This is a genomic window from uncultured Sunxiuqinia sp. (genome assembly GCF_947495665.1).
GTDB lineage: Bacteria > Bacteroidota > Bacteroidia > Bacteroidales > Prolixibacteraceae > Sunxiuqinia > Sunxiuqinia rutila.
On sequence record NZ_CANLZV010000008.1, the window covers coordinates 125,950 to 151,258 of the forward strand.

General features: G+C 42.9%; 25 protein-coding genes. 14 read left to right on the forward strand and 11 right to left on the reverse strand.

Annotation, left to right across the window (positions count from 1 at the left end; translation table 11 throughout):
- Positions 1-24 precede the first annotated feature (24 nt).
- Positions 25-2,217, reverse strand: coding sequence for a S9 family peptidase (locus Q1A18_RS11850; protein ID WP_299580145.1), 2,193 nt, complete (start codon positions 2,215-2,217; stop codon positions 25-27).
- Between the two features lie 205 nt (positions 2,218-2,422).
- Here Q1A18_RS11850 and Q1A18_RS11855 point away from each other — a divergent pair, with 205 nt between their 5' ends.
- From Q1A18_RS11855 to rplT, 5 genes are all read left to right on the forward strand, one after another.
- A complete protein-coding gene (locus tag Q1A18_RS11855; RefSeq protein ID WP_299580148.1) occupies positions 2,423-3,490 on the forward strand; it encodes a DUF6588 family protein in 1,068 nt (355 codons plus the stop codon).
- A 161-nt stretch (positions 3,491-3,651) separates the two neighbouring features.
- Positions 3,652-5,601, forward strand: coding sequence for a threonine--tRNA ligase (gene thrS, locus Q1A18_RS11860; RefSeq protein ID WP_299580151.1), 1,950 nt, complete (start codon positions 3,652-3,654; stop codon positions 5,599-5,601).
- Between the two features lie 60 nt (positions 5,602-5,661).
- Entirely contained in the window at positions 5,662-6,183 is a 522-nt protein-coding gene (gene infC, locus Q1A18_RS11865; RefSeq protein WP_299580154.1) for a translation initiation factor IF-3, read from the forward strand.
- 27 nt (positions 6,184-6,210) lie between these two features.
- On the forward strand, positions 6,211-6,408 hold the full coding sequence (rpmI, locus tag Q1A18_RS11870; RefSeq protein ID WP_299580157.1) for a 50S ribosomal protein L35: 198 nt from the start codon (positions 6,211-6,213) through the stop codon (positions 6,406-6,408).
- 98 nt (positions 6,409-6,506) lie between these two features.
- Positions 6,507-6,851 carry a 50S ribosomal protein L20 gene (gene rplT, locus Q1A18_RS11875; protein WP_299580160.1) on the forward strand — a complete coding sequence of 115 codons (345 nt, stop codon included), beginning with the start codon at positions 6,507-6,509 and terminating at the stop codon, positions 6,849-6,851.
- Positions 6,852-6,914: 63 nt separating this feature from the next.
- Here the strand turns inward: rplT and Q1A18_RS11880 are convergent, their stop codons facing one another.
- Together Q1A18_RS11880 and Q1A18_RS11885 are read right to left on the reverse strand one after the other, a co-directional pair.
- Positions 6,915-7,913, reverse strand: a complete 999-nt coding sequence (locus Q1A18_RS11880) for a Gfo/Idh/MocA family oxidoreductase (RefSeq protein WP_299580163.1) — start codon at positions 7,911-7,913, stop codon at positions 6,915-6,917.
- Positions 7,914-8,029: 116 nt separating this feature from the next.
- Positions 8,030-8,566, reverse strand: coding sequence for a 3'-5' exonuclease (locus Q1A18_RS11885; protein ID WP_299580167.1), 537 nt, complete (start codon positions 8,564-8,566; stop codon positions 8,030-8,032).
- Between the two features lie 200 nt (positions 8,567-8,766).
- Between Q1A18_RS11885 and Q1A18_RS11890 the strand changes: the two genes are divergently transcribed.
- From Q1A18_RS11890 to Q1A18_RS11915, 6 genes are all read left to right on the forward strand, one after another.
- Positions 8,767-10,071 (forward strand): OmpA family protein, encoded by a 1,305-nt coding sequence (locus tag Q1A18_RS11890; RefSeq protein ID WP_299580170.1) that lies wholly within the window; start codon positions 8,767-8,769, stop codon positions 10,069-10,071.
- Between the two features lie 116 nt (positions 10,072-10,187).
- Complete coding sequence (gene argS, locus Q1A18_RS11895) at positions 10,188-11,981, forward strand: arginine--tRNA ligase (RefSeq protein WP_299580173.1); 1,794 nt, start codon at positions 10,188-10,190, stop codon at positions 11,979-11,981.
- Between the two features lie 445 nt (positions 11,982-12,426).
- Positions 12,427-13,755: a signal recognition particle protein gene (gene ffh / locus Q1A18_RS11900; RefSeq protein ID WP_299580175.1), complete on the forward strand. Its 1,329-nt coding sequence runs from the start codon at positions 12,427-12,429 to the stop codon at positions 13,753-13,755.
- An 18-nt stretch (positions 13,756-13,773) separates the two neighbouring features.
- On the forward strand, positions 13,774-14,649 hold the full coding sequence (gene folD, locus Q1A18_RS11905) for a bifunctional methylenetetrahydrofolate dehydrogenase/methenyltetrahydrofolate cyclohydrolase FolD (RefSeq protein WP_299580178.1): 876 nt from the start codon (positions 13,774-13,776) through the stop codon (positions 14,647-14,649).
- A 91-nt stretch (positions 14,650-14,740) separates the two neighbouring features.
- Positions 14,741-15,559, forward strand: coding sequence for a M48 family metallopeptidase (locus Q1A18_RS11910; protein WP_299580181.1), 819 nt, complete (start codon positions 14,741-14,743; stop codon positions 15,557-15,559).
- 119 nt (positions 15,560-15,678) lie between these two features.
- Positions 15,679-16,071 carry a DUF3276 family protein gene (locus Q1A18_RS11915; RefSeq protein WP_299580184.1) on the forward strand — a complete coding sequence of 131 codons (393 nt, stop codon included), beginning with the start codon at positions 15,679-15,681 and terminating at the stop codon, positions 16,069-16,071.
- Positions 16,072-16,132: 61 nt separating this feature from the next.
- On the opposite strand, the gene Q1A18_RS11920 is transcribed toward Q1A18_RS11915, so the two are convergent.
- The 8 genes from Q1A18_RS11920 to Q1A18_RS11955 form a co-directional block, all read right to left on the reverse strand.
- Positions 16,133-16,873, reverse strand: a complete 741-nt coding sequence (locus Q1A18_RS11920; protein ID WP_299580187.1) for a TerB family tellurite resistance protein — start codon at positions 16,871-16,873, stop codon at positions 16,133-16,135.
- Entirely contained in the window at positions 16,866-17,453 is a 588-nt protein-coding gene (gene coaE, locus Q1A18_RS11925; protein WP_299580190.1) for a dephospho-CoA kinase, read from the reverse strand. The genes Q1A18_RS11920 and coaE overlap by 8 nt, the downstream gene beginning before the upstream one ends.
- Positions 17,454-17,457: 4 nt before the next feature.
- Positions 17,458-18,459 (reverse strand): hypothetical protein, encoded by a 1,002-nt coding sequence (locus Q1A18_RS11930; RefSeq protein WP_299580193.1) that lies wholly within the window; start codon positions 18,457-18,459, stop codon positions 17,458-17,460.
- A gap of 66 nt (positions 18,460-18,525) precedes the next feature.
- Complete coding sequence (gene yajC, locus Q1A18_RS11935) at positions 18,526-18,843, reverse strand: preprotein translocase subunit YajC (protein WP_299580196.1); 318 nt, start codon at positions 18,841-18,843, stop codon at positions 18,526-18,528.
- A gap of 8 nt (positions 18,844-18,851) precedes the next feature.
- On the reverse strand, positions 18,852-19,286 hold the full coding sequence (locus tag Q1A18_RS11940; protein ID WP_299580199.1) for a DUF1573 domain-containing protein: 435 nt from the start codon (positions 19,284-19,286) through the stop codon (positions 18,852-18,854).
- On the reverse strand, positions 19,283-20,248 hold the full coding sequence (nusB, locus tag Q1A18_RS11945) for a transcription antitermination factor NusB (protein ID WP_299580202.1): 966 nt from the start codon (positions 20,246-20,248) through the stop codon (positions 19,283-19,285). Before nusB ends, Q1A18_RS11940 begins: the two co-directional genes overlap by 4 nt.
- Before the next feature lie 66 nt (positions 20,249-20,314).
- Positions 20,315-21,049, reverse strand: coding sequence for a rhomboid family intramembrane serine protease (locus Q1A18_RS11950; protein ID WP_299580205.1), 735 nt, complete (start codon positions 21,047-21,049; stop codon positions 20,315-20,317).
- Entirely contained in the window at positions 21,049-22,074 is a 1,026-nt protein-coding gene (locus Q1A18_RS11955; RefSeq protein ID WP_299580208.1) for a low specificity L-threonine aldolase, read from the reverse strand. Before Q1A18_RS11955 ends, Q1A18_RS11950 begins: the two co-directional genes overlap by 1 nt.
- Before the next feature lie 231 nt (positions 22,075-22,305).
- Between Q1A18_RS11955 and Q1A18_RS11960 the strand changes: the two genes are divergently transcribed.
- The 3 genes from Q1A18_RS11960 (at position 22,306) to Q1A18_RS11970 (ending at position 25,296) form a co-directional block, all read left to right on the forward strand.
- A complete protein-coding gene (locus Q1A18_RS11960; protein WP_299580211.1) occupies positions 22,306-23,610 on the forward strand; it encodes a deoxyribodipyrimidine photo-lyase in 1,305 nt (434 codons plus the stop codon).
- Between the two features lie 396 nt (positions 23,611-24,006).
- Entirely contained in the window at positions 24,007-24,276 is a 270-nt protein-coding gene (locus tag Q1A18_RS11965) for a hypothetical protein (protein WP_299580214.1), read from the forward strand.
- Between the two features lie 18 nt (positions 24,277-24,294).
- The gene (locus Q1A18_RS11970) at positions 24,295-25,296 is read left to right on the forward strand and encodes a hypothetical protein (protein WP_299580217.1); all 1,002 of its coding nucleotides are present in this window, start codon (positions 24,295-24,297) and stop codon (positions 25,294-25,296) included.
- The last annotated feature ends 13 nt before the right edge of the window (positions 25,297-25,309 follow it).

Consider the following 25,309-nt stretch of genomic DNA (forward strand, 5'->3'; position numbering starts at 1 on the left):
GAGCAACAGCTTTTTTCTTTGAGCTTATTTTAAATTTCTTTTCAGAAAATCAGTCATTCGTTGATAGAGATGCATGCGGGTATTTCCACCGTAAATGCCGTGATCGCGGTTGGTGTAAATGGCCATGTCAAATTGAACGCTGGCCTGCACCAAGGCTTCCGACATTTCCATGCTGTTTTGCAGATGAACATTGTCATCGGCTGATCCGTGAACCAATAGCAAGTGTCCGGTAATGTCCTCGGCGTGATTTAGCGGAGCATTGTCCTCATAGCCATCCGGGTTTTCCATTGGGGTGCGCATAAAACGTTCGGTATAAACCGTGTCGTAAAATTTGAAGTTTGAAACCGGGGCAACTGCAATTCCGGCTTTAAACAGGTCTCCTCCTTTTTCCATGGAAAGCAAGGTCATGAAACCGCCATAACTCCATCCCCAAATGGAAATGTTGTTTTTGTCAACATAGGGAAGTGTTGTCAGGTAACGAGCTGCTTCAACCTGGTCGTCGGATTCGTATTTCCCCAATTGCATGTAGGTAATTTTTCGGAAATCCTGACCACGGGCCCCCGTACCACGAGGATCGACACAGACCACTAAGAAGCCTTCCTGGGCCAGGTAATTGTACCAGCTTACCGACCATTCATCACGCACTTGCTGCGAATTAGGACCACTGTACTGGGTCATTACCACTGGGTATTGCTTTGATTCGTCGAAATTCAACGGTTTAATCATCCAGCCGTTCAGGCTGATACCTTCCGAAGTTTCAAAACTGAAAAAAGTTTTTGGGCTGATGTCGTATTCAGCTACTTTTTGCTTTAGCTCGTTGTTGTCTTCCAGCACCCGAACAAGCTTGCCACTGTTGTCATACAAGCTGAATGTTTTGGGTGTTTCCAGGTTGGTGAATTCATTGATGAAATACTGAAATCCACTGCTGAAGGTAGCTTTGTTGGTTCCTTCTTGCTGGCTTAACATGCCTTGTTTTTTACCATCGAGGCTGGTGTAATAGATCTCGCGCTGCATGGGCGATTTTTTGGCAGCCTGGTAGTAAAATATTTTTTTCTTGTGGTCGAAGCCATAAAAGTCGGTTACATCAAATTCGCCTTGCGTAAGTTGTCTGACTTCGAAACCTTGACGGTCGTATAAATAAAGGTGCGAGTAGCCATCGCGTTCGCTGTTAACAACAAAGTAGTCGTTGTTGGGCAGGAAAATGAAGTCGTCTAAAAAGTCTTCCGACAGGTAGCGCTCATTCTTTTCAGAATAAAACAAACGGCTGTCTCCGGTAAATGGGTTGGCAAAAAGAATGTTGATTTCGTTTTGCCGTCTGTTTAAGCGGAAAATGGCCAGATCGTTGGCATCTGCGGTCCATTTGATGCGGGGAACGTAGATGTCGGTTTCCTCTCCTAGGTCAACTTCAACCTTGGTTTTCGACTTGATATCATAAGCAAAAACGGAAACCACAGAATTTTTTTCGCCGGCTTTGGGGTATTTGTAAACGTATTCTCCCGGATAGGTTTCATTTTCACTCAGGGCAGGGGATTTGCCTTGAAATTTTTTCATGCTGTATTCTTTGACCTCCGTTTCGTCAAAACGAATGTAGGCCAGGAATTTGCTGTCGGGCGACCAGGCAAAAGCTTTGCTGAAGCTAAATTCTTCTTCATAAACCCAGTCCGGAACTCCGTTGATGATTTCATTTTTCTTACCATCTGTCGTCACCTGGTTTTCTGTTCCGAAACGCAGCGTTTTTATAAACAGGTTGTTGTCGCGCACAAAGGCAATACGTTCGCCATCGGGCGAGAAAGTGGCTTCTTGCTGCTTGCCTTTTGCCGACAGTTCCACAAGCTCTTCAGTCACTGAATTCCAGACATAGTAATTGGCCTTGTAGGAATGGCGGTAAATGTTTTCTCTTTCAGTAGTTAGTAGAATTTTAGTTTCGTCAAGACTGAATGAATAGGCTGAAAAATATTTGATCGGCGCGTTTTCTAACTTGTCCAGATCAAAAACTGTTTCAACTTTTTTTCCATCTTTGTAGTTGTATTTGACAATCTGTTTATTATTCTCTAGGACTGTGCAGTAAAGTCCATTGGCTGAGGAATAAAGTCCGTTTACTGATTTTTGGTTAAAAGTATGCTGCTGATAAAAATCGGCAAGCGTCAATGTTTTCTGCGCGATGGAAGGCAATCCAAGGGTCAGAAAAAGGAAGAAAGAAAATACAAACTTATGCATGGTAATATTTATTTTTAGCCGTCAAAGCTTTGTTTTTTTTTTGAAAAAAGAAAGTTGATAATAATAAAAGTTTGGGAAATAGGTCCACGATATTACAGAATAATTACAACGGACTTCCCTGCGAATTTATTGGGTGAAGACGGAACGATGTGTAAAAACGAAAACTTAAATAGCAAGATTAACACCAATTTTATTTTTATTCAAAATGAGAAAATTACTTGTATTACTTAGCTTGACTGCCCTTGTCTCGGTGGCTTCGGCTCAGTCTGATGTTGTGGAGTACCTGAAAGCTGGACCGGAAGATGCCAGCCTGTTAATTCAGTCTTATATGAATCCATTTGCTCAGTCGTTGGGCGATGGTTTGAACAATGGCTGGTATTATACTGCTGAAACACATAAACGCTTTGGATTTGACTTTTCAATGAGTGTGAGTGCGGTTAAAGTGCCGGGATCAGCAAAGTCATTTGATTTGAGTCAGTTTAGTTTTGAGAACATTGCCTTGGCTGATCCTTCAAATTCCATGGCACCAACCATTTCGGGAAACGACGCTCAAGGACCAACGTTAAATGTATTGAATCCGGATAATAATAACCAGGTTCTGTATAGCTTCAATGCTCCGGGCGGAACTGAAATCGACATTGTGCCTGTTCCTGTTGCTCAATTAGGAATTGGTTTGTTGCCTCACACTGATGTGTTGGTTCGCTACGTACCCGAACTAAAATTTAACCTGGAAGACGACAGTGATGAAGAAACCAAAGTTGGTATGTTTGGTTTGGGGGTAAAACACAGTTTTAAAGATTGGATTCCGGGATTGAAACACCTGCCGTTTGATGCTGCTGTTTTTGCTTCGTACTCAAACATTACGGCTAACACCGGAATCTCGTTTACGCCTGAGGATTACGATAGTCGCTTAGCTGACTTAAATACAGGGCAGTATGAAAATCAGGAATTAGATATTGAAACAAAAACGAAAAAGTTTGGATTGATTGTTTCCAAGAAGATTGCCATTTTAACCATTTTCGGAAGTATTGGAAACAGCCAAAGCAGTTCAAAAGTGGACTTGTTGGGGACTTATCCTGTTCCTAATGACTTTAATAATGCCGGGCTGTCTTTTGAAGATCAGGTCGATCCGATTAAATTGCGGTTCGAGTCTTCAAACCTGAGTCTGGATGCTGGTTTGCGTCTGAAACTGGCTTTCTTTAATATTTTTGCGTCGGTTAATAAAGCAGAGTACACTTCTTACAATGCCGGAATTGCACTTAGCGTGCGGTAAGCAATATTGAAATTTAGATTTCTGTAAAAGAAAAGAAAGGGGGGCTGAAAAGCCTCCCTTTTGTCGTTTTCAGGTATGGAAATAATTGGTTAACACTTGTCACAGTCAGCGAATAATACTTATCTTTGCAGCCTGAAAATAAAATCCATAATTCGATACTGATGATTAAAATAACATTACCAGATAACAGTGTTAGGGAGTTTGAAAGTGGAACTACCGGCCTTCAGATTGCAAAGGCAATTAGTAACCGTTTGGCTAAGGACGTTTTAGCAATAACGGTGAACGGTTCTGTTTGGGACTTGAACCGACCTATTACAGAAGATGCCCACATTCAACTGCATACCTGGGAAGACCGTGAAGGAAAAGAAACTTTTTGGCACTCTTCGGCTCACTTAATGGCTGAAGCCATTGAAAGTTTTTACCCGGGAACAAAATTTGGTATTGGACCAACTGTCGATACCGGATTTTATTATGACATTGACTTGCCGGAAGGAAAACAACTTTCGGATAAAGACCTGGATAAAATTGAAAAGAAAATGATTGAGCTGGCTCGTCAGAAGAATGAGATTGCCCGGACGGATATCTCAAAAGACGAAGCCCTGAAATTGTTTACCGATAAAAATGATGAGCTGAAGCTGGAATTGATCAGCGAGCTGGAGGACGGAACCATTACCCTTTACAATCAAGGCAGCTTCACAGACTTGTGTCGTGGGCCGCACTTGCCCAACACCAGCTACATCAAAGCTGTTAAGTTAACATCGATTGCCGGAGCATATTGGCGCGGCGATGAGAAAAACAAAATGCTGACCCGTGTTTATGGGGTAACTTTCCCGAAACAAAAACTGTTGGAAGAGTACCTGGTACTGTTGGAAGAAGCCAAGAAACGGGATCACCGGAAGATTGGCAAGGAAATGGAACTGTTTACATTTTCGCAGGAAGTAGGGCAGGGCTTGCCGATGTGGTTGCCCAAAGGTGCCATGTTGCGTCAGCAGTTGGAAGATTTTCTGAAAAAAGTGCAAAAGAAATTTGGCTACGAACAGGTGATCACCCCGCATATTGGAGACATCAACCTGTATAAAACATCGGGGCACTATGCCAAGTATGGAGCCGATTCATTTCAAACCATAAAAACACCGGCTGAGGGGGAAGAGTACATGCTGAAACCCATGAACTGCCCCCACCACTGTGAGTTGTATAAGTTCAAACCTCGCTCGTACAAGGATTTGCCGGTTCGCATGGCGGAGTTCGGAACGGTATACCGTTACGAGCAAAGTGGAGAGTTGCATGGATTGACTCGTGTGCGTGGCTTCACCCAGGACGATGCCCATATTTACTGTCGTCCGGATCAGTTGAAGGATGAGTTTAAAAAGGTGATTGATATTATCTTCATCATTTTTAAAGCCTTGAACTTTGAAGATTATACGGCCCAGATTTCATTGCGCGATCCGGAAAAACCGGAAAAGTACATCGGCTCGTCTGAAAATTGGGATAAGGCCGAACAAGCCATTATTGAGGCTTGTGAGGAAAAAGGATTAAACACCGTTACAGAATTGGGCGAAGCTGCATTCTATGGTCCCAAGCTGGATTTTATGATTAAAGATGCTTTGGGCCGAAGCTGGCAGCTGGGAACCATTCAGGTTGATTATAACTTACCCGAACGATTCAAACTTGAATACATTGGGGCTGATGATAACCGTCATCGTCCGGTGATGATTCACCGTGCACCCTTCGGATCAATGGAACGTTTTGTGGCGGTACTGATTGAACATACGGCCGGGAAATTCCCCTTGTGGTTAACACCTGATCAGGTTGTCATCTTGCCAATTAGTGAAAAATATAATGAATATGCCGAAAATCTTTCAAGTTTTCTAAATAATTCCGATATTCGCAGCTTAATTGACGATCGGAATGAGAAGATCGGTCGTAAAATCCGGGATAACGAGTTAAAACGAATCCCGTATTTATTAATAGTCGGTGAGAAAGAAGCTGAAACCGGTTGTGTTTCTGTGCGCAAGCAAGGCGAAGGCGACCAGGGAACAATGACCAAAGAAGCTTTTTCTGAATTCATCGCTAAAGAAGTAAAAGAACAATTAGCATCATTTTATAACTAAAAAGAATAGGAGGTTTTTCTTATCGCAATAAAAAAACGCCCATATCGAGGAGGACGAAGAGTGGACACGGCTCCACAGCATAATATCAATCAGCGTATCCGTGCACAGCAGGTGCGCCTAGTTGGTGATAATATCGAGAACCAGGGAGTTTATTCCTTGTCAGAAGCGCTTAAAATTGCCGATGAACTGGAACTTGACTTGGTTGAAATTTCACCGAAAGCAGATCCTCCGGTTTGTAAAGTTATAGACTACAAAAAGTTTCTTTATCAGCAGAAAAAGAAGCAAAAAGAAATGAAAGCCAAGGCTGTGCAGGTGGTGGTTAAAGAAATTCGGTTCGGACCGAATACCGATGACCACGATTTTGAGTTTAAGTTAAGGCATGCTGAGAAATTCTTAAAAGAAGGTGCAAAAGTAAAAGCATACGTGTTCTTTAAAGGTCGTTCGATCCTGTTTAAAGAACAAGGTGAGATTTTGCTTCTGCGTTTTGCCACTGAATTGGAAGAACTTGGAAAGGTGGAACAATTACCTCGCCTGGAAGGGAAAAGAATGACCATGTTTATTACACCTAAAAAGAAGAAATAATATTCTTCGAATATAAAATTTAGAAAGATGCCAAAAATGAAGACCAAATCCGGCGCAAAAAAACGGTTTAAATTAACCGGCTCCGGAAAACTGAAAAGGAAGCATGCTTATAAAAGTCACATCCTGACTAAAAAAAGCACGAAGCAAAAGAGAAACCTGACCTACTGGGGAACGGTTGACAAAGCTGACGAAAAAAATGTGAAGCTGATGCTTAACATGAAGTAATCAAATCCTTTTTCAATTTTATTTAGAGTTTATAACAGAGGGTATTAGCTGTAAAGATCCCGGCTTTTGGGACGCTAACCACTCACAAATTTAAGATTATGCCAAGATCAGTAAATCACGTAGCATCTCGGGCTCGTAGAAAAAAAATCCTCAAGCAAACTAAAGGTTATTGGGGTGCCCGTAAAAACGTTTGGACAGTAGCAAAAAACGCTCATGAGAAAGCATTGGTTTATGCTTACCGTGACCGGAAAACCAAAAAGAGAAACTTCCGCGCATTGTGGATTCAACGTATTAACGCTGCAGCTCGCCAGGAAGGCTTGAGCTACTCTCAGTTAATTGGTTTGTTGAAAAAGAACAACATCGACATTAACCGTAAGGTATTAGCTGATTTAGCCCTGAACCAACCTGCTGCTTTCAAAGCTGTAGTTGATAAAGTGAAGTAAGTAAAAATCACAGGTGCAATAAATATTGGAAAACCTCGCAAATCGCGAGGTTTTTTTTTGTGCTTAACCGAGGGTAATCCATTGCCTGTTTTGTGTGCTTTCAACCAGCCCATCAATCACTTTCATGTTTCCAATGGCATCCGTCAGAGGCGTTGGAACGGTGGTGTTTTGAAGGATAGCCTGCGAAAAAGCATCACCTTGCAAGGTGTATTGATCGACCGGAGGAAAGGTAAACGCTTCTGTTTTTTCCCTGGTGCGTAGTGTTATCTGAGTAGATGCGTCAGGAGGGGCATTGACTGGAATTTGAATGCAGATGTGGCCCTCGTCTCCGAATATATTGGTTTGCTGAAATGGGATAAGCTGTGTTGAGCAGGTAAAGCTGGCTGTTTTCCCCGAAGGGAACTGAAGCATCCCCATGGTTAGGTGATCGGTTTTCATAACCGGATCAAACTCCATGTGCCCGACCACCTGCACAGGCTCTTCCTCAAAGATAAACCGGGGAAAGGAAGCGCAATAGCAGCCGATATCCATTAAAGCCCCACCGCCAATGTCAGCCTGGTTGCGGATGTTTTGCGGGTCGATGTTGAAATAGGAAAAAAATGACTGCATGGTTTTGACCTCTCCAATAGCTCCGTTTTTGACCAGTTCAAATACTTTTTCCCATTGCGGATGAAAGCGATACATGAATGCTTCCATCACTTTCAAATTCGCGAAATTTTTAAGAGCTTCAGCCAGTGCCTGGGCTTCTTCTGTATTCATCCCAATAGGCTTTTCGCATAGTACATGCTTGCCGGCTTCCAAGGCTTTCATGGTCCAGTAAACGTGCATGTGGTTGGGCAGCGGATTGTAAATGGCCTCAATTTCCGGGTCCTCTAGCAGTTCTTCATACGAGCCATAGTGTTTGACAATGTCTAGATCATGTGCTGCCTGACTGGCCTTTTCGAGGGTGCGTGAAGCAATGGCTGAAACTTCGCAATACTGGCTTTTTTGGAGGGCGGGAATAACTTTCTGCAAAGCAATTTTAGCCGTACTTAAAACGCCCCATTTAATTTTTTGAGTCATGCTGTTGGTGTTAAATTATACTCATTGGTCGGATTATTCATCGCAGACAGCTGACAAGTTAGGGAAAAAGAAATGTGGATGAAAGTATTTTCCGAATGGAGTTTGTGGTTTTAAAGCTAGAAAAGCGTTTGCTGGATGTTTCCTCCGGCAGGGGGCTGAATGTGTTTTTGAAGAATGATTTCAAACAACTTTACGGTTGCAAGAGCATCTCCGCCCGCGCGGTGTCTGCCGTCAATACGGATGGCCAAATCATCGCAAAGATTACCAAGCGAGTAGGAGGGATGCCCGGGGAGATACTTCCGGCTTAACTTGACGGTGCACATGGTTTTGCGGTTGTACTCATAGCCTAACCGCAGGTATTCTTGCTGAATAAAGCGATAGTCAAAACTCACATTGTGGGCCACAAAAGTGGTACCTTGAGTGAGTTCCACAATTTTCTTGGCGATTTCGTAAAACTTGGGGGCAGTCGCTACCATCTCATTGTCGATACCGGTGAGTTTTGTGATAAAATAAGGAATGTGACATTCCGGGTTTACCAGGCTGACAAATGAGTCGACAACTTCAGTTCCGTTATGAACATAGATCGCAATTTCTGTGATTTTTCCATGTTGTGCGCTCTGCCCGGTTGTTTCGATATCAACAATACTAAACAAGTTTTCCTCTTTTTTTGGTGAAAATAATAAAAATGCTTTAGTTTTATTAAAATTTTAATTTGAATGCCAATTTCAGGTTTACAAGATACATACAGCATTGGGGAAATTTGGGAAAAGTCTTTCTTTAACTGGTCGGTTATGATAAGTTTTGTGAACTTTGGCGGCATCCTCAATCGAAAATCAATTAATTACATTATACTATGAAACGGATAATTTTAATGTCTTTCTTTCTTTGTATTGGACTTATGCTCCATGCTCAAACCGCCGAAAAGAAATGGGCTGTAGGCCTTGGTGGCGGAGCCTATTACGGCAATACAAATGAAGGGATTGGCTTGATGACTGAGCTGTACTTCAGTCGGTACTTAAGCCCGTCGTTTGATTTGATTCTGCTGAATAACCTTGGATTTTACAACTCAGAAGTTAAAAACCCGCTTGATATGGGAACTGGCTTCTTGAATTTAAGATACAAATTGAATAACGGCCATATTTTTGAAGAAAACAGTGCCGTACAGCCTTATCTTTATGCTGGTCCGGGATATATTTATGATAATTCAACTGAAGGGATTAACTGGGATGCCGGCTTAGGATTTAAATTCCCATTAAGTCCCAGTGTGTCGTTGTTTGTTGAAGGAGGCTTTGTGGAAGGCTTACGTGGAGAGAAAGCCGTGGAGGAAGGAACCTACACCGAAAGCTTTTGGAGAGGTACAGGTGGTATCGAAATTAGCTTTGGCAAGTCAAAAGACTCCGACAGAGATGGGGTGCCTGACCGCAAAGACGATTGTCCGAATACGCCGGAGGGGGTTGCAGTTGATGAAACTGGTTGTCCTGTTGACAATGACAATGATGGTGTGCCTGACTACAAGGATGACTGTCCGACGGAGGTCGGTGATATTGCCTTAAATGGTTGTCCGGATCGTGATGAGGATGGTGTGCCGGATAAAGATGATGAGTGTCCGGATACAGAAGGTCTCAAAGCCTTGAACGGTTGTCCGGATGCTGATGGTGATGGAGTTGCCGATGCCGATGACCAATGTCCGGATACGCCCAAAGGGTATAAAGTCGACGCAAAAGGTTGTCCGTTTGATGCGGATGGAGACGGTATTGTAGATGAAGAAGACGAATGTCCGCAGGAAGCTGGCATTTCCGAAAATAATGGCTGTCCGCTTAACACCGACTTTAATCACATTCTATTTGATTTTGACAAGAGCAATATCAATGCAGCGGCGATGGACGAACTTGATGCCATTGCGCAGCTAATGAAAGATAATCCGGAAATGACCATCAGCATCTCAGGACATGCCGATGAAATTGGATCTGCAGCTTACAACATGGGCTTATCCGAAAGAAGGGCGATTGCTGTTCGCAAGTTTTTAATTGCCAAAGGAATTGCTTCGGAACAGGTTGCTGACGTGAAATGGTTTGGAAAAACAAAACCGGTTGCCCCCAACGACACCGAGGAAGGTCGGGCTAAAAACCGACGTGTGGAGGTTGTTGTTGATAAATAGCCAATCAACTGTTTTACATAGAATGAAAAAGCCTTGCGAAAGCAGGGCTTTTTTGGCTTTTTAAAGAATAAGCTTCGGGCAGAAACTATTATCTTTGCCATTCAAAAAAATAGACTATGCATATTGACCAAATTATAAAAGAGAAAATTGTTGAAGCTGTAGATTCACTCTATGATCAGAAAATAGAGGCCGATTCAGTACAGCTCCAAAATACCCGGAAAGATGTTGAAGGAGATGTAACGGTTGTCGTTTTTCCTTTTTTAAGGTTCTCAAAAAAATCGCCCGAGCAAACGGCTGAGCAGTTAGGCGAGTACCTCAAGGAACAGGTTGACCTGATTGATGATTTTTCGGTCATCAAAGGTTTTCTAAACCTGCTTATTTCAAAAAACTACTGGTTATCAGTTTTGGAAGATGCTGCCAATAGACCTACTTTCGGGTTTAAGGCAGCCGATGAGAATTCGCCGCTTGTAATGGTTGAATATTCTTCACCAAATACCAATAAACCATTGCACTTAGGTCATATTCGTAACAACTTGTTGGGTTTTTCAATTGGCGAAATCATCAAAGCGAATGGTAACAAGCTAGTAAAGACTAACATTGTAAATGACCGGGGAATCCACATTTGCAAGTCGATGTATGCCTGGAAGCAATGGGGTGAAGGAAAAACACCGGAAAATACAGGCATTAAAGGCGATCACCTGGTAGGCGATTTTTATGTGTTGTTTGATAAGCACTACAAGCAGGAAATCAGTGAGCTGCAGGAAAAAGGCCTGAGCAAAGAAGAAGCCGAGCAACAGGCGCCTTCGATTGTCGCTGCGCGCGAAATGTTGCTGAAGTGGGAAGCCAAAGACCCCGAGGTGATCGAATTGTGGGAAATGATGAACCAGTGGGTGTACGACGGATTTGATGTGACTTACAAAGAACTGGGCGTTGACTTTGATAAAATTTATTACGAATCGGACACTTACCTTGTTGGAAAAGAGGAGGTACTAAGAGGATTAAAGGAAGGAATCTTTTACCAGCGCGAGGATCAGTCGGTTTGGGCCGATTTAACCGCTGATGGATTGGATGAGAAAATTCTTCTGCGGAGCGATGGTACTTCGGTATACATGACCCAGGATATTGGTACGGCTAAATTACGTTTCAACGACTATACAATTGACAAAATGGTTTATGTTGTTGGAAACGAGCAAAATTACCATTTTCAGGTTTTATCTGTTTTGCTGGATAAGCTGGGCTTTGACTGGGGAAAAGGACTGCATCACTTCTCGTATGGAATGGTGGAACTGCCTCACGGAAAAATGAAATCGCGCGAAGGAACCGTGGTGGATGCCGATGACTTGATGGCTGAAATGATTGAAGTGGCACGGAAAACTTCCGAAGAACTTGGTAAGCTTGAAGGCTATACCGAAGCGGAACTGGCCGAAACCTATAAAACCATTGCTTTGGGCGCCCTGAAATATTTCATGTTGAAAGTGGACCCCAAGAAAAACATGTTGTTTAATCCGGAAGAATCGATCGACTTTAATGGAAACACCGGACCATTCATCCAGTATACCTATGCCCGTATTCGTTCGGTTATCCGGAAAGCTGAGTCCAATGGTATTCAATTGAACAAACAACTGACCCAATCCATCTCGCTGTCAGAGAAAGAACAGGAATTAATTAAGTCGATCTCGCTGTTCCCTGCCGTTATCAAAGAAGCTGGCGATGCATACAGCCCGGCAGTAATTGCCAACTACATCTACAGCCTGGTCAAAGAGTTTAATCAGTTCTATCACGATCATTCCATTTTGGGTGAAGAGGATGAAGCTGTTCGAAACTTCCGTTTGGTGCTTTCGCAAACCATTGCTAATGTGGTGGAGTCGGGTATGAAGCTGTTGGGAATAAACGTGCCGGAGCGCATGTAAAGGACGAAAATAAAAAAGGGGGTCAGAATTGACCCCCAGCTTTTTACAAAATTGCGATTCGTGAAAAAGGGACTTTATTTTCTCGTTGACACAAGCAGCTTTTATGCTCTTTGATTAAAACGGCCCGGTCATAACTAGTGAGCGAATTAAGATATGCGATTCTTTCTGGAAGACTTAATTGCCGGATATGTTTGTAGGCACATGTTTCTGTTTCCTCCTTCATGGGGCAACCAAATACAAGTCCGTAATAATATGAGTTTTCCTCTTTCATCCCAGCATTTAACTTTAAGATCCATTATAAGAACCTACACCCCTTTATCCTGTTTTCGGGGAAAAGGTAACCCAGGGAACTCCACTTTTTTTTATTTTGTTTTAAAAATTTCTCTTTATTTAATTTTTGTATTTTTGCAGCAGCTTGAGAATTAATCACTATCATTACTAAAATATGTTTGAGAATCTTAACGAAAAATTAGAGCGGTCGTTTCAGTTATTAAAAGGACAGGGACGGATCACCGAAATTAATATAGCCGAAACCTTAAAGGAGGTGCGTCGGGCATTGCTTGATGCCGATGTCAATTTTAAAATCGCTAAGTCTTTCACCGAAACAGTAAAGGAAAAAGCCTTGGGGCAGGACGTCCTGTCGGCTGTTAAGCCAGGTGAGATGATGGTTAAGATTGTGCATGACGAACTCGCCTTATTGATGGGGGGGAAGTCAGTTGACATTAATTTAACAGGAAATCCAACCATTATTTTGATTGCTGGTCTGCAAGGATCCGGTAAAACGACTTTCTCAGGGAAACTATCGAAGTTAATCAAGAGCAAACGTGGGAAAAACCCGTTGCTGGTTGCTGGTGACGTTTATCGTCCGGCTGCCATTGACCAGTTGAAGGTATTGGGCGAGCAAATTAATGTGCCGGTTTATACCGAAGAAGGCAATAAAGAGCCGGTTAAAATTGCTCAGGCCGCTATTAAACACGCCAAAGCCAACGGACACGATGTTGTTATCATTGACACCGCTGGTCGTTTAGCGGTTGACGAAGAAATGATGAACGAGATCAGCGCTGTGAAGAAAGCCGTTTCTCCTCACGAGATTTTGTTTGTTGTTGACTCCATGACTGGTCAGGATGCTGTTAATACCGCTAAAGAATTTAACGATCGCTTAAATTTCGATGGGGTTGTTCTAACCAAACTGGATGGTGATACCCGTGGTGGAGCTGCCTTGTCAATCCGCACAGTGGTTGATAAGCCAATTAAATTTGTGGGTACTGGCGAAAAAATGGAAGCCCTTGATGTGTTCCACCCCGAGCGGATGGCTGATCGTATCTTAGGGATGGGAGACATTGTTTCGCTGGTTGAAAAAGCTCAGGAACAATTTGATGCTGATGAAGCCCGCAAGCTTCAAAAGAAACTGGCTAAAAACCAATTCAGTTTTGACGATTTCCTGAAGCAGATTCAGCAAATCAAAAAAATGGGAAATATTAAAGACCTTGCCGCGATGATTCCTGGCATGGGAAAAGCCCTTAAAAATATCGATATTGAAGATGATGCCTTTAAGCACATTGAAGCCATTATTTACTCCATGACACCGGCTGAACGTAATGACCCTTCTTTGTTGAATGGTTCGCGCAGAAAACGGATTGCCCAAGGAGCCGGAACGGAAATACAGGAAGTCAATCGCCTGATCAAGCAATTCTCCGAGACCCGAAAAATGATGAAGATGGTGTCTCAAGGGAAAAACATGGGCCGTATGATGGGGAATTTACCAAGGAGATAAACGCAGTAATTCAATACAATGAAATTAATTGACGGAAAACAAACAGCAACTGATATCAAGAAGGAAATCGCGGCTGAAGTTCGTGAAATGGTTGCAGCAGGAGCTAAAAAGCCTCACTTGGCGGCAATTCTGGTTGGACACGATGGCGGAAGCGAGACCTATGTGGCTTTCAAGATAAAAGATTGCGAAGAGGTAGGATTTAAATCAAGTTTAATTCGTTTCGAAGACGATGTGACTGAAGAGCAGCTTTTGGCGAAGGTAAACGAATTGAACAACGATGCGGATGTGGATGGATTCATCGTTCAGCTTCCTCTGCCGAAACATATTTCAGAGCAGAAAGTGATTGAGGCCATCGATCCGAAGAAAGATGTGGACGGCTTTCATCCGATCAACGTTGGACGCATGGTGATTGGCTTGCCTTGTTTTGTTTCGGCTACGCCCGATGGGATTGTTGAATTGTTGAAACGTTACAATATTGAAACTTCGGGGAAAGACTGTGTGGTTGTTGGACGGAGTAACATTGTTGGACGTCCGATGAGTGTCCTGATGTCGCAAAAAGCCATCAACGCCACCGTAACTGTGGCTCATAGCCGTACCAAAGATTTGGAAGCCCTGTGTGCCAAAGCCGATATTCTGATTGCTGCTATTGGTATTCCTGAGTTTATTAAAGGGAATATGGTTAAAGAAGGAGCGGTGGTTATTGATGTGGGGACAACCCGCGTAAAATCAGACCAAACGAAATCAGGCTTTAAGCTGAAGGGCGATGTTGCTTTTGACGAAGTAGCTGCAAAGTGTTCATACATTACTCCGGTGCCCGGAGGGGTAGGACCGATGACGCGTGTGGCTTTGTTGAAAAACACGCTGCTGGCGGCAAAAAAGGAAATTTACAACTAATTTTTTTGAACAATATTATTTAAAAAAGGTGGCTCGTTCGGTCACCTTTTTTTGAATTTGATTGTTTAACTTTATAAAAATATTTGTACTGATGAGAACACACAAAATTACAATCCCCGGCTTGATTATGCTGTTTGCCCTTGTCGTATTGATGGAGTCGTGCAGCACTGTGCCCTTGACCGGAAGGAGCCAGATGAGTTTATTGCCTGAGTCGAATATGGTAGCCATGAGTTTAACGAGCTACGATCAGTTCCTGGATTCGAATAAGGTATCGACCAATCAACCACAAGTTGAAATGGTTAAGCGGGCAGGGCGGAATATTTCAGCTGCGGTAGAAAAATACCTGAAAGAAAATGGTTACGAAAGCTATTTGCAATACTTTGATTGGGAGTTTAACCTGGTTGAAAGCGAGGTGCCAAATGCCTGGTGTATGCCTGGTGGAAAAGTGGTGATTTACTCCGGAATCCTGCCTTTGACACAATCTGAAGCTGGGTTAGCTGTGGTGATGGGGCATGAAATAGCCCATGCTGTTGCCCGTCATGGAAATGAGCGCATGAGTCACTCTATGTTGGTGCAAATGGGCGGAATGGCTTTGGGCGAAGCCCTTAAACAAAAACCCAACGAAACGCAGGCTATCTTTTCTGCTGCTTATGGATTGGGCTCCCAGTATGGAGTTATGCTGCCTTTTTCGCGTCAGCACGAATACGAAGCGGATAAAATGGGGCTTATTTTTATGGCTATGGCCGGATATAATCCACAAGAGGCTGTTGCTTTTTGGCAACGCATGTCGGCCAACAGTGGTCAAAAACCTCCTGAGTTTTTAAGTACACACCCTGTAGACTCCAAACGGATTGCGGCTTTGAACGAAATTATGCCGGAAGCCATGAGGTTATATGAGGCCAGTAAGTAATTTTTCAGCTTCAATATCTTGAAAATAAAATGCTGTTTATTAACAGTTTTCGATTATTTCCAAAATAATTTTTTATTTTTGGTACATTGAATTCGGAAAATAACTTAACTACGAGCAAGATGGAAGGCTTTGATAAAAAAGATGAAATGAAAGAGGGCGACAGTAAATTTAGAGAAGAAATCTTTTCGAAAGCTGTAAGAGCCGGAAAAAGAACCTATTTTTTCGATGTAAAATCAACGCGAAAAGATGAGTATTATTTAACAATTACTGAGAGTAAGAAACGTTACGATCAGGATGGAAAGTTTCACTTCGAGAAACACAAAATCTTTCTGTACAAAGAGGATTTTGAGAAGTTTTCTGATGGTTTAAATGAGGTTATCGACTTTATTAAAGCCAGTCAGTCAATTGAAGATGCAGAAATTGATATTGAAATGACAATTTCTGAGGATGAGGAAGAGGTAATGACTACGAAGGATTATACCAGCGTTGACTTTGATGACTTGAATAGCTGATTGATAATTGAAAGTATAAAAAAGAAGGCTGCTTAATTTAAAGCAGCCTTCTTTTTTTATATCAGGCAAAGTTTCGTTCTTTTTTGATGTTTTCGTAGGCCTCATTTACCTTTTGAAACTTCTCTTTTGCGGCATTCTGAAAATCATCGCCTAAGTAGCTCACCTTATCCGGGTGGTATTTCATGGCCATTTTCCGGTAAGCCTTTTTAATTTCGTCGTTTGAAGCGGATCGTTCAACTTCCAGAATCTTATAAGCTGAGTCGGTGTTGGGAACGAACATGGATTGGATGGACTCCAGATCCTTCTGACTGATACCCATGGTTTGGGCAATCATACGAATCATGTTTTTTTCGGTCTCATCAACTGATCCGTCGGCTTGAGCAATGCCAAACAGGAAGTGAAGCAGTTGCAGGCGCGAAGAATAATCCATGTTTTTTTGAATCTGCCGGCAAACATCCGCTACCGGGATATTCTGATTAAGTATATCACGCAACATTTTGATGGCTTCTTGCGCTGAGCTGGCTCCGAAAGAGCGCACAAAAAACTGTTTGACGTAGTCTAGTTCCGATTTTAAAACCTTTCCATCCGCTTTCATCACGGCAGCTACCAAAACCAGTAAGCTCATGACATAGCCACCCGTAGTTGTTCTTCTTCTTGCGTCTGTTGCTGTTTGATGAGGGGGAGGAGCTGCGCCGGCTTCAGAGTCAACCATTGATCCGACAACAAAGCCAAGAATGCCTCCCAGCGGGCCAAAAAATGCCCATCCTAAACCTCCGGCAACCCATTTTGCAAATTTACCCATGTGTTCTAAATTTTTGATCTAATTCGATTAATACCGGAAGTATTAACTCCCGGTTGTTATTATTAATTGTTGTATTGGCCAGTTTCATCTTCTCTTCATCCGGCCATTGTTTGGCTATCCGTTCCTTTACTTGTTCCCTGGTGCTATGGTCTCTTTGGATCACCCGGTCAATTCGTTGTTGCTCCGGAGCAGTTACCAAGATGGTATAGTCCATCATGTTATAAAAACCACTTTCGAAAAGGATGGCGGCTTCGTGAACAACGTAAGGGGCTTGTTGGTTCTGGCACCACTCGAAAAAATAGTTTCTGACAGCGGGATGAACAATCGCATTCACTTTTTGCAGCAGCGGCTCGGAGTTAAATATCAGCGCTGCTAACTTTTGACGGTCCACTTGCTGGTTCGCCAGATAGATGTCGTTGCCAAAGTGAAGCATCATTTGGCTGCGCACCAAGGAGGAACTGTTCATGATTCGCTTGGCTTCCAGGTCGGCATTGAATACCGGAATACCTTTTAAACTGAAGAAATTGCATATTGTTGACTTGCCACTTCCAATTCCACCTGTAATTCCTACTTTAAACATGCTGTTAGTTTTCGATGAGGTATTCAATTTTCATTGGTGCATAGGTGAGCCCCTTCAACTGAACCGGTACCTTGCTTTGGTCGAGCTGCACCGGCAGATAATCCTGATTGTCCCGGATGTCCTGATAGGATACCGAGGCCCTAAAGTCGGAAGCCTGAATGTCGGAAAAGCGACTTAAGCTAACAAGGAACGTCACTTTTACTTCGGCAGGAAACAGGTGAACATGTGTTTTCCGGGGAAGGCTGTCAATTTGGATGGGTAGTACCAGTTGTTTTTCGGTAAACTCTTCTACCGGAATTTGTATGGTTACCCGGTTGGGATTGAACTCCAGGTTTTTAATTTTCTGCAAAGAGACATTGCGCTGAATCGGGTGCTCCAAATCTTTGTAGTGTTGCGAATTGGTCTTTACATGCGGCAAGGTGTCCAAAATAGATTCAGGCCCAAGTACCTCAATGGAGTCGGGAGTGACTAGAATTTCATCGTACAGGTAGTGCTGTTTCTTAAATGCCAGGCTAACGTCAGCTACTACTTTTTTCTTTTGGGTAAGTATTCGGTCAAATTCAAGATAAACGGTATCTGGCTGAATACTGATCAGGTTTAATTCATTGCTGATTTGATCCGACATCTTTTTTCGGTAGTAGCGGCTTGAGATCGCATAGTTGTTTTTTTGCGTGCCATTGATCTGTTCGCCGGCAATTTCACCTACGTTAAATACCAATGGCGAAAAGGCCACACTCAGCTTGTAACGCAGTATAGTAAAGCCTCCGGATCGCACTTGCAACACAAAGTTTTTGGGTGGCGTATTAACCAGCGTTTTGCTTTTAGGGATATTGGTGTAGCGAACCGGAAAAGACAGTTCAACGGAGTAGTCTTTTTCAAGCGCATTCAATAACCAAAAAAGGGAGGCAATTCCCACACACATTAAGTAGATGACGAGCCTGCGTTCATTCTTAATCTGAAACTTTTGGGTAAGCTGTTTTACTTTATGTAGCCATTTGTTTTCCACGAAATCAAAGATAAAAAAAAAGGGTTGACTTGCGGTCGACCCTTTCTCTCTTTTACTATGCTAAAATTATTTTTGTGGAGTAACATCTGACATGTCTTTCACAACAGCGCTTTTGTCTACACGCAGTTTGACATTGTCATCTACTTGAAGCAGAATGTAGTTGTCTTTAATCTCGGCAACTTTTCCGTAGATTCCGCCAGTTGTTACTACTTTATCCCCTTTGCTAAGGCTTTCACGGAATTTTTTCAATTCTTTTTGCCTTTTCACCTGTGGTCTGATCATAAAGAAATAGAAGACAACAATAATCAGGACCAAGGGAAGAAATGTTGTAATTGGGTTTTGTTCGGCACCGGGTTGGGGAGCCATTAATAAGTAGTTCATCATTTTATTCTTTAGTTTTTACTGTATAAATTTATTAGCTCATTTTCGACGGTTGCAGCAACCGCCAGTTTTGTTATTTCGGGTTGAGTGTTGGCCACAACTTGCAGCTCCTTGTACACTCGCCCGGTTTCGCCGGCGCTGTTAAATACCACTTCAATATAACCCGATTCTCCGGGAGCAACAGGTTCTTTTGGGAAATGCGTATTTAAGCAACCGCAATCAGTTTCTACTTTTTCAATGAGCAGAGCACCATCTCCGCTGTTGGTAAAGTGAAAACTATAGGCCACCACCTCACCAGCCTGTAATTGACCAAAATTATAGAATCTTTCCTGAATCTCAAACTTTGGAGTGCCCGTCTTAGTGCTTGTTTTTACCGCCCCTTTACGGCTGCTGTTCTGACAGCTCAGAGCGATAAGCAAAACACATATGGTGGCTAAATATTTCATGAGGGAAGGTTGCTGTCTTCTCCTATTAACCCCCGGCCGGCCTTGATAATTTTATCTTCTGACTTTAGGGCTTTCAGGGCTTTGTCCAGAATTCCATTAATGAAGTTCCGGCTCTTTTTGGTGCTGTAATATTTCGATAATTCGATGTATTCGTTCAAGCTAACCTTGGTTGGAATGGATGGGAAGTATAGAAACTCGCCAATTGCCATTTCCAGAATCAATTCATCAATAAAGGCAATGCGTTCCACATCCCAGTTTACGGTGTATTTAGTGACTGTTTCTTTCAGTTCGTCGTGGTTTAATACCACTTTTCGGAACAGGTCCTTCACAAACTGGCGATCTTCTTCGTCTTTGAACATCGGAAGCAGGGCCTGATCTTCGCGGGTGTATTCTTTAAACTTTTTAAAGGTTTTGATGATCATACTCACCACGAAATCCAAATCGTCATTCCAGTAAATACTTTGTTCTTCCAGCAGTTGAATCAAGTCTTCTGATTGCAGAATAATATCGGTAAATACTTGCTCAACAAACTTTCTGTCGGATTGGTAAGAGCTTTCTGCATCATTCATGTAACTCTTGTAGAAGTCACTGTCAACCAAGGTCAGGTACAATTTTTTGATTAGCTCGGGTTCGTTAACCCAGCTTAACTTAGATTGTTCCAGGTACTTGTTCAGGCTCTCGTTCGTTTGCAGTTGGGCAATAAGCTGATTGCGGATAAACCGGGTGTTGGGATGCAAATCTTCCTCTGTGGGGAAGTGTTTTTTCTTTCTTAACTCAACCACCGATTCAGCATGTTTGCTGACTTCAATTATTAAATCCAATAAATAATGGTAAAGGTCGTAGGTCTTTTGGATACTGAAGAAAAGCTCTCTCTCGGTATTGTTAATCGATTTGTCAGGCGAGGAATAGAAGGCGTATAAAACCTGCAAAACTTTAATGCGAATAATTCTTCTGCTAATCATTGTCTTAGAACTAGTTTTCTTTAAAAGATGGCAAAGTTACACAATTTCTTTTCTGCTGTTCAACATCTAATCGTTTTTTTCATTTTTCGGATTGAAATAATTCCCCGTGTGATCACTGGTGTAAAAATTGCCTGGCTGGAGGGGTTCTTCTTCCTCCTCGTCCTCTTCTTCCTCCTCCCAGTCGTAGCGATGGCGTTGCGGGCCTTGTCTGCGGTAAAAAATGCTCAGGACTAATCCGCTGATGCCTCCCCACAAATGGCTTTCCCACGATACTTCGGGCTTCAGAGGGAACATTCCCCAGAACATGCCCCCGTAGAGGAAGACCACAATAATGGCGATGGTCAGCAGGCGCGTGTCGTTGCGAAAGATGCCGCTGAAGAACAGGAAGGATGCCAGCCCGTAAATCACGCCGCTGGCTCCGATGTGCCAGGCTTCGCGTCCGGCCAGCCACACACACAGGCCCGACAGAAAGTAAATGAGCAGGAAAATGCGGTAGGCCAGCTTCCGGTAGAAATAGAACAAGGCCAGTGAAAGCACAAAAAAGGGAGCCGAGTTGGCTGCCAGGTGCTTGTAGCCGCTGTGGATGAAGGGGGAAAACAAAATGCCTTTCAAGCCTTCCCACTGCAGCGGGAAAATGCCGTACACCGCAAAGTCAAAATTCAGGGTGGTTTCAACTAAAAAAGTCAGCCAAAAAGCCAGCAAAAACAAGCTGGGAAACACCAGGCTGTGCTTGAAAATTTTCTTCTCCAACTCCGGGTCACTGGTGTCGTGTTTTGGCGGATAATAGTTGAATAGTGGCATTAAAGTAACTGGTCAATCAGGTTAACAAATCCGTACACATCCTCTTCAGTCGTATCAAATGAGGTCATCCAGCGCACTTCCGAGGCCGATTCATCCCACAGATAGAAAAAGTATTTTTCCTGAAGCCGGGGGATAACTGCTGGCGGAAGAATGGCAAAAACACCGTTGGCTTCGGTCTTTTGGGTTAATCGTACTTTGCCGGTTTTTAACACTTCCTGCTCCAGTAATTTGGCCATTTGGTTGGCATGTTGGGCATTGCTTTTCCAAAGTTCCTGGTTGAAGTAGGCTAAAAACTGCGCACTGACGAAACGCATTTTGGAAAACAACTGCATGCTTTGCTTGCGAATGTACTTGGTGTTGAGCGTTAGTTTCGGATTGAAGAACAGGACGGCTTCGCCCATGAGCATGCCGTTTTTTGTTCCGCCAAATGAGAGTAGATCCACCCCGGCATCTACGGTAAACGCACGAAAAGGCAGGTCAAGCGCTACGGCAGCATTGGCAATCCGGGCACCGTCCATATGCACCAGCAAGCCGTATTGGTGAGCCAGGCTGGTAATGGCTTTAATTTCGTCTACGGTATAAATCGTGCCCATTTCAGTGACCTGCGAAATGGAAATAACCTTGGGTTGGGCGTGGTGCTCAAAGTCGAATCCATGCAGGTACTTCTGGATGCCTTCGGGGCTTAGTTTGCCTTTTTCGCTCGGAACCGGCAGCAGTTTACATCCCGTCAGTTTTTCCGGAGCGCCGCATTCATCCACCTGGATGTGGGCCGTGTCGGCACAAATAATTGAATTGAACGAGTGGGTTACCGTGGAAAGGGCCAGCACATTGGCACCGGTTCCGTTAAACACAAAAAAAACTTCGGTATCCTGTCCAAACTCGTTTTTAAACAGCTGAATTGCTTCCCGGGTAATCGGGTCGTCGCCATAGCCCACCATGTGTCCGGTGTTGGCGCTTGCTATTGCTTTCAGAATTTCCGGATGCACTCCGGCATTATTATCGCTGGCAAAGCCTCTGGTGCTCATTTCTTGATTTTTTTATCGGGTTGTAACAAATTAATGGTCCCTGCGTTTTAGTTTAACCAACTTACTTGTTCAATGGCCTGGCAAAACCTGCCGCAAGCCAAGGAAAATTGGCTTATAAAAGAAAAGAAAAAAATGCTTGTAACAAAATGGGATGGGGAAGAAGGAAACAAGTTTTTTTATTTTTGGACAACCAACAAGTGAAAGGTAATTTGAATCGTTTTACTTCAGCTTATGAAAGAAAAAATTAACCTGTTTTGGTTCCGTCGCGATCTTCGAATAACTGACAATCATGGTTTGTACCGGGCGCTGGCCGCGGGGAAACCGGTATTGCCTGTTTTCATTTTCGATACCACCATTCTGAACGACCTGGAGGATGATGACAGCCGGGTTGAGTTTATTACCGACCAGGTCAAGAGCCTGCAAGAAGAGTTTGAGCGCCACAACAGCACCCTGTGGATTTACCATGGCAAACCCCTTAATGCTTTTAAGCGCTTGTGGGTGGAGTACGAGGTGGAAGCGGTTTATAGCAACACCGATTATGAGCCGGACGCCCGTGAGCGTGATGAGCAGGTGGCTGCTTTCCTGAAGGCCCATCAGGTTGAGTTTCATGCGTACAAGGATCAGGTGATTTTTCATCAAAACGATATCTTGAAAAATGACGGGAAGCCTTATACGGTCTTTACTCCTTATAAAAAGAAATGGCTGGAGGAATTTGGGAAGCTGGAACTGGAAGCGTATCCCTCGCAAAAGTTGTTGAATGGCTTATTGAAAACCGAACCTTTGAAGGCTGTTGCCTTGCGCGACCTGGGATTTCGAAGGGGAGGGCTGAAGTTTCCATCGAAAGAAATTGACCCGAAACTTTTAGAAAACTATGCAGCCAATCGTGACTTTCCGGCCCGAAACGGAACCACGCACCTGGGCATTCACTTGCGCTTTGGCACCCTGAGCATCCGTAGTCTGACCAAAAAGGCGGTTCAGCATTCGGAGGTATTTCTGAATGAGCTGATCTGGCGAAATTTTTATGCCGATATTCTGTGGCACTTCCCCCATGTGGCCAAGCGCTCCTTCAAGCCGGCTTACGACTACATTCCCTGGATCAACTCGGAGAAGGACTTTGCCCGCTGGTGCGAAGGCACTACGGGCTACCCGCTGGTGGATGCCGGTATGCGCCAGTTGAACGAAACCGGTTACATGCACAACCGTGTTCGCATGGTAACTGCCAGCTTTTTGTGTAAGCACTTATTGATTGACTGGCGCTGGGGTGAGGCTTACTTTGCCGGCAAACTGCTCGATTATGAGTTGGCCTCGAACAATGGGGGCTGGCAGTGGGCCGCCGGAACAGGCTGCGATGCCGCGCCTTATTTCCGGGTGTTTAACCCAACACTGCAAACCCAGAAGTTCGATCCCAAGTTCAGCTACATCCGCCGGTGGGTGCCCGAGTTTGACGGGTTTGGCTATCCGCAGCCCATGGTTGAGCATAAAATGGCCCGGCAACGCGCCATCGATACCTATAAAAAGGCGCTGGCTTCGGATTGATGCCAATCTGAATGCCTTGTCAATGGGGCGTTTCAGCTTCCTGCAAAAAACCACGTGTGATTTCCACCAAAGTCACGTGTGGTTTTCATCAAAGTCACGTGTGATTTCAGGCAAAGTCACGTGTGGTTTTTAGTAAAAGCAAGCGTGATTTTTTCAAAAGGCCTTTACGCTGTTGTTTTCGCCAACTGTTACGCATTATATGCTTAAAAGCGATTTTTATTACTTCTTGAAGAATATGCATTGAAATACGCGTTTTGACCGAAATTTCATTCCGTTTGTTTTAGGCTTTGTGTTTGTATGTGTCTGATATATAACTATAAGGAGGCAAGATTTGAAGTCTTTTTTTATGGTTAACTTGTAGTAGTTAAATCTTTAAAGAGTATTAAAATGGTGGACTTGGAAGATCAAGAAGTAGAGGTGTTAAAGTTTTTAAAAGAAGTAAAGCAAGGCGTGCAAAATGTCAAACTTAACAACCATTTCTTTAGAAAAGATCAGACATATTTAAGGTCTTTTGAACGTTTGGAAGAGCTTGGTTTTATCTATTTTATAGATGGAAATTATGATCTTTCACAATTACTCTATGAGATTCCAATTTATCCTCCGCGGACCTATTGGGGCCGAATTTTACCAGAAGGAGAAGAAGCGTTAAAAAGAATTCAAGCATAGAATAGAAAGGACTACAATATGGGAAAACGGCAAGATAAAGTATTTAAATCGGATACTGGACGAGTTCATAGGTGTAGTATTGTGTCTCTATCACCACTTAAAATTGAAAATGTAATTGAATATCCTGAGCTTGTCAAAACTCCTGATAAGTTAATTAAATTCTATGCAGTTTCAGCAAACAGTGTTGATGCCTTATTAAATAATTACTTGTATGCTGCTAACCCTTTGTTATTCAATGATCCTTTTGATTGTCCAGCTCAATTGTGGAATCTTGATTCATTTAGATATGAAAATATTCAACGTTTCGCATTATTTGAAGACTTGATTAAAAAATACGGGGAAGACCGTTTTATGTCTCCAATTCATAATCGAAATCTTTTCTTTGAATTTAGAATGGCGACTCTGGGAATTATTTGCTTACATGAGTTTTCATTAAATAGCAATGATTGTCAGGATACCTTGTGGGGGTACTATTCGAACCAACAGGGATTTGCAGTAAAATTTGATAGTTGTATTTTAAGAAAAAGCTTGGGAACACCGTTTCAAGTTGAATATTTGGAAAGATCAAAGTTAGATGAATTCAGTTTGGATAGTATTAAAGAGAATGAGGATTTTTTACCAATGTTTTTAAGATGGACTACGCAAAAGAAGAAAATATGGGAAAATGAATACGAATGGCGATTTGTCTTACAAGATTTAAAAGCCGAAACATTGATGTTGGATTCTCCAGGTAAAGTAAGACGAAGAACGTATTATAAGTCAGCTATCTCTGAAGTTTTGCTTGGTCTAAAGTTCTTCCACAAAACAAATATGGTTGAAGTATCAAACAGTAGAAGTTATTACGTTATTGATACTGAAAAATACAATCATCAGTATAAGCTGCTGTCTTTCATTTCTTTTCCGTCGGAAATACCAGTGAAACACATTTATATGAAGCAAAAAAAATTAGCAATGCACCCTCGTTCATGTCAGATATTTAATGAAAATAATGGAAGATTTCGTATTGAGTATCTTGAATAAAGGAAAACAGATT